Raw genomic sequence first — 5,977 nt, forward strand, 5'->3', positions numbered from 1 at the left:
CGTGGCAGCAAGATATAACGCCGTACAAAGTCTGGCTATCCGAAATCATGCTGCAGCAAACGCAGGTCGATACGGTTATCCCCTACTTCGAACGCTTTATTAGCCACTACCCTAACGTGCAAGCCTTAGCCGCCGCCCCGGTAGACCACGTGCTGCACCTGTGGACGGGCTTAGGCTACTACGCCCGTGCGCGCAATTTACACAAAGCAGCGAACGCTGTATTTAATGATTTTTCAGGCGAATTCCCCAGCAGCGTAGACGAGCTGGTTACACTGCCCGGTATCGGGCGCTCCACGGCGGGCGCAATAGTAAGTCTAGCCTTTCAAAAACCCGCCGCCATTCTCGATGGCAACGTAAAGCGCGTATTAGCCAGACACTACGCCATAGAAGGTTGGCCCGGGCAAACCGCAACGGCTAATGCACTTTGGGATGTAGCTGAAGCTTTAGCCCCAAAGAAAGCACGGAAACAAGATAACCGCGCTTATACTCAAGTGATGATGGATTTAGGTGCGACCATTTGCACCCGAAGTAAACCCAAATGCACTGAGTGCCCCATCGCCAATAGCTGCCAAGCCTATAAAGACGACAGCTGGGCCAATTACCCCGGTAAAAAACCCAAAAAGACATTACCCGTCAAACACACTTACATGTTGCTACTCCAAAATGCGAGCGGCACATTGCTCGAAGAGCGGCCAAGTTCAGGTATTTGGGGGGGGCTTTGGAGCCTACCGGAATTCGATGATATGGACACACTGCCAAACATCATCAAACAACGCTGGCCCAAAGCAAAGCCTCAAGGTGCCGCCATTATTCACACCACCGTGCGCCACACCTTTAGCCATTACCACCTAGATATAACCCCGGTAGCGCAAAGCTTAAAACCACAAAGCCTTGTTGAAGAGCCGAAGGCTACTTACACTGCCACCCTACAGCAGCGCGCCGAGCTTTGGTACGACCCTTGCTGTCCTGCCAGTGTCGGACTCGCAGCGCCAGTGAAGAAGCTACTGGGTAAGATAAAAGCCACAACATGATAAGCAGTTTAAAGAACAACGCCCCCAGCGAAGGTAAGAAATGTAATGGATCAGAACGCCCCACACACGGCAGATACCGCGCCCCCGCCGCTTAATACCGGCGACAATAACGGCAACCCCAATAACATCACCTTCTCGGCGCTGTTAAAAGAGGATTACGCCACCCACGATCGCAGCTTAATTGAAGCTGGCTTATGGGCTTTATGGGCACACCGTTTTGGCAATTGGCGAATGGGCGTACAGTCGAAATTATTACGCATGCCGCTATCCATACTGTATAAAATTATGTACTGGTGGATCACCTGGTTTTTAGGCATACAACTGGACTATACCGTTAAGGTTGGGCGTCGTGTTCGGCTGTGGCACAACGGGGGCATGGTGCTTATTGCACGCGAAATTGGCGATGATGTTCATATTCGCCACAACACCACTTTTGGCGTAGCCGATAGAAAAAACTTAACCGCAAAGCCCATTATTGGCAACAGGGTAGAGATCGGTACCGGTGCTGTCATTCTTGGCCATGTTCATATCGGGGATGACGCCATCATCGGCGCCAACGCCGTAGTCACCAAAGATGTTGCGCCCTGCACTCTTGTTGGCGGCGTGCCCGCGAAATTCATCCGCGACCTTGCGCCACAAACAGAGGCCCCACAAGCCGCCACCACAAAAGATCAAAGCGAGCCTACTGAATGAGCCACGATAAAATCCAAACCGCAATTGTTACAGTGACATATCACTGCGAAGCATTTATCGAGGCTTTTTTACAATCTCTCGTTCCCGAGCTTGCGCCAGACTCCAGCAATCACCTATTCATCGTTGATAATCTATCCGGCGATAACACCCTAGCCACAATCGACAAATTCGTAGCGGCTAATAACCTACACAATAAAGTGACAGTACTACCACTAGATCAAAACAAAGGCTTCGGCGCAGGCTGCAATGCGGGCGTTGCCGCCGCAAAACCCTACGACCCTGATTACTACTGGTTTATAAACCCTGACACTCAGATTTTTGCAGAGACGGCCCCTTCTCTTCTGGAGTTTTTGGAGGAGCACCCCAAAGCCGGTTTTGTCTGCAGCCAGCTTCTAGATGCCAACAACACCCCCTCCACCAGCAGTTTTCGATTCCCCTGTATCTACAGCGAATTATGCGGTTCATTTCGATTCAGCGCCGTCGATAAAATGCTCGCGCATAAAAACATAACTATGCCGATCAGCGAAGAAGCCCAGCAAGCCGAATGGATAACCGGGGCATCTTTTTTAGCCCGCGCCAGCACTTTTGATGCACTGGACGGCTTCGACGAGAAATTCTTCCTTTATTTTGAAGAGGTGGACCTATGCTTTCGAGCACGACAAATAGGTTTTGAGTGCTGGATTAACCCCAAAAGCCGTGTGTATCATATTGCCGGCGCTTCTACAGGGCTTGCCAGCGGTCGTAAAATGGTAAAACGGCGCCCACAGTATTGGTTTAGCTCTAGACGCTATTACTATTGTAAGAATTATGGCCGTCTGTATTTTGCCGTTGTCGATTTAATCGTTGTTACGGGGCTATCCCTTTTCAAGCTTAGAGCCGCAATACAACGAAAGGACAACAATGACCCACCACACTTACTGAAAGACTACGCACGTAACAGCCTATTATTCAAAGCCAAGGGCGATAAATAAAACAGCCCGGCAAACTTTTGATCGCTCATCTATTTTTTGGTATCACCCATGACTCGCACTGTATTCTGCAAAAAATACCAAACAGACCTCCCCGCCCTAGAGATACCACCACTGCCCGGCGCCAAAGGGCAAGATGTGTACGACAACATCTCAGCCCAAGCTTGGCAGGAATGGCTAGCCCACCAAACACGGTTAATCAACGAGAAGCACCTAAGCTTATTCGACCCCAGCAGCCGCAAGTATCTTAGCGCGCAAATGGAAAAGTTCTTTACTGGCGGCGAGTTAGACGCCATCGAAGGCTACGTGCCCGAATCCAAGCCAGCAAACAACGACACGCCAGAAAGTAATTAAAAAACCCAAAAAAGGCTCTTGACTCATACAAGAGATACGGGTTTAATACGCGCCTCTTTCGGGGCAACCCGAAAAGCCCGGTTAGCTCAGTCGGTAGAGCAGGGGATTGAAAATCCCCGTGTCCGTGGTTCGATTCCGCGACCGGGCACCATATTTATCAAAAAAGCCTCAACAGCAATGTTGGGGCTTTTTTTATCTGCGCCCGCAGCCTCCGGCCTAACCCTACACCACACCAATATTGTTAGTGAATGAAGTACGCACCACCCTGCCTCCACCACCAACTCGGCTCACGCCGACTATTTGCCGAAACGCCGTAAATCCGTCTCGGCATTTCGCTCCCGGCAATGCTCTACCATTGGCTTCCTAGCCAAAGCATGAAGGCTTCCACACCGACATCTAGCGGTGAGGCTCCCGCAAATAGCCGCCGCGAGCCTAACTACAAACCCGCTGCAGCCCTAACCCTCAAATACATTCTCTGGTACCATTCCCATTTACGAATTGCTATGAATAGTTAGAGGAATAGAGATGGAGATTTATTTAGCATGGCGGCGTCTGGCCACGGCTGGCTTGCTTTTATTACCGTTATTGAATGGGTGCGGCGGTAAGGATATAAACGATCAACCCGATGATTCAACACCATTTGAACTCACTGTAGATTACCCACCAAGCGCGTCGATCACGCAGGGCGGCCTAAAAGAAATAACAGTCCGCGGAACGGTCAACGAAAGTAGCCTCACAAGTAACACTCAAATCTTCGTTAACGATACTCCAGCCCAACTCAGTACAGACGGCAATTGGCATTCAACGATTGAGCTAATTAGCGGTGTGAACACAATAAATATCACCGCAGAAAACAATAGCCAAGGCTCAGCTCTAGCAGCCACCTTAGACAATCGATGGCATTTTACTAGCTTCCTTGAAGCACAAGGCGCCACTCGCAACCTATACGGAGTCCAAGGTAAGCGGAATTTGATTAAATACAATCTAGACACCGACACCACCGAACCGCTTTTCGCCACTAATACATGGGTGATAGAGAATGATTGCGACAACATCATTAACGGCATCGTTTATCCAGAATTAGAGAAAGCGGTCGTGGTATGCCAATCTGAAGTGCTTGGTGCGAATGAGCGTATTTTCGTAATCTCCCTTGCTGACCAAAGCATTTTATTCACGCGAGATGAAAGACTTAATAGCTACTGGCAACTAAGCGCGCTACCAGGTTCTAAAGCAATCATTAGCCTTGATGATTTTCAGCTATTGCTACTCGACCTCCACTCTTTAAATTACGCAATTGTGAGTATTGATGCCGGGCTTAACGATCTTGATAACGAGATTATTCTGAGCACAAACTCCGAATTCATTAATCTTGCACCACCTCGAGTCAATGCTCGCAACATACAAATTGCCACTCAAAACCTTTTAGATATTGATCTATCAGCAATCAATGAGACCACTACGGTAGGTGGCAGGATCGACGCCCCCTTCGTGAAAGAAAGCTACTATTCATCTGACAACGGTGAAGCAGATTCATTTACGATCAATTCAGACTCAAGCATAATTATCCGAGAGGGCGAGTCAACGCTTGAGGTGTCAGGCTACCTCAGTGAGCAAGATGCCGACACATTCTTCGGAGCCCCATCAAAGTACCTCGCAAAGGTTGATAACTACTGGTACGTTCGATCGCATGAGAATGATGTTCTGAGAGTAGACAGCCAAACAATGAACCAGGAAAAAGTACTAACCTCCCCCATTCAAGGGGAGGAGCAGGAACTTATCTCGCTCACGGGCAATAGCGCCCTGCGGGCTACTACAGGCCTAGAAAACCTGTCGACACTAGATCTGGGGGCTGACGAGCTAACCCCCATTAACTTAAATATTGAGCGCACACCAGAAAACCTTGGAGGGCCATCTTTTTTTAATGACGCAGCTATAAACTCCAACAATACAATGGTCGCGGCTGCTCGGCATTTCAACGCCAGCAATCATAGATCTGGCACATTCAACATGCTAGACATATACAACCCGAATGGTGGTAATTTACACAAAAGCATAACCGCTGAAACACTAATCCAGCAGGCGGCGCTCACCAGCACTGGCTCCTATGAAATAAACAACCTCACCTTCTCTGACAGTGGCGAGTCACTTATTTTTTCCATGCACTTCTCACCGTTTGGTACGATTAATGACTCGAGCGCAGGGATTTTTAGATTAAACCTTGTCAACGATCAACTTGAGATGCTGGCCGAATGGCAAATCGCAAGGCCCTTATACTTTTCACCGATTGATATGGGGCCTATCGCCAATGAAATGATCCCCTTTAAAAATAGTATTACAAATTCTATATCCCTCCTTGACCTTGCAACTAATACGGTAACACCAATACTGAACAACCACGAGCAATACACTGCAATGTCGAACCCTCATTTAGCGGAGAATGGAAAGTACATCTATCAGTATGTGAACGATAAGAATTCATCCTCCTATATGCCGACAAGGCTATTAATTAAGATCAACACGATGACTGGTGGCACAGATCTTATCAGTAGCGACGCGCAAGGCTACGAGCAAATATTTCACGGTGGAAGACTTCACATCAACCAAGAAAAAAACCTCGCCTACGTTCTTGGCGCCTGGTCATATATCATCATTGACCTTCTTTCCGGCCAGAAATTGACGATGAATTACCCCGACCGCTAATTAATCATCGCTATAAACTAGCTCGCCTAGGCCGACATAATCTATTCTTGGCGGGCTGACTCATAGCCCACGCCGGCCGATAATTTTCCTGACGCGCTCAAGCCGTCCTCGACATTTTTCTTCCAGCAATGTCTACCATTAGCAACCCCAGTCAAAGCCAGCCGCTCGGCTTTGACTCCTCGACTTTGTGCGTTCCGAAAAGTCTAATTAAGTAAATGCCTATACTGATGT

4 protein-coding genes, 1 tRNA gene and 1 pseudogene are annotated in these 5,977 nt (G+C 48.5%); all 6 read left to right on the forward strand.

The features are described from left to right. The coding region (gene mutY / locus AC3A8L_RS19145) for an A/G-specific adenine glycosylase (RefSeq protein ID WP_487963877.1) at positions 1-1,031 on the forward strand (1,031 nt) is incomplete at its 5' end. A gap of 474 nt (positions 1,032-1,505) precedes the next feature. Then, positions 1,506-1,655 (forward strand): annotated as a pseudogene (locus tag AC3A8L_RS19150) (serine O-acetyltransferase); the annotation flags it as partial. Between the two features lie 65 nt (positions 1,656-1,720). Next, positions 1,721-2,695, forward strand: coding sequence for a glycosyltransferase family 2 protein (locus AC3A8L_RS19155; protein ID WP_487963878.1), 975 nt, complete (start codon positions 1,721-1,723; stop codon positions 2,693-2,695). 48 nt (positions 2,696-2,743) lie between these two features. After that, positions 2,744-3,046 (forward strand): oxidative damage protection protein, encoded by a 303-nt coding sequence (locus tag AC3A8L_RS19160; RefSeq protein WP_487963879.1) that lies wholly within the window; start codon positions 2,744-2,746, stop codon positions 3,044-3,046. Between the two features lie 75 nt (positions 3,047-3,121). Next, a tRNA-Phe gene (locus AC3A8L_RS19165) sits at positions 3,122-3,197 on the forward strand. Positions 3,198-3,571: 374 nt separating this feature from the next. Continuing rightward, the gene (locus tag AC3A8L_RS19170) at positions 3,572-5,746 is read left to right on the forward strand and encodes a hypothetical protein (protein WP_487963880.1); all 2,175 of its coding nucleotides are present in this window, start codon (positions 3,572-3,574) and stop codon (positions 5,744-5,746) included. Positions 5,747-5,977: the final 231 nt, after the last annotated feature.

This window comes from Marinagarivorans sp., from assembly GCF_982758155.1.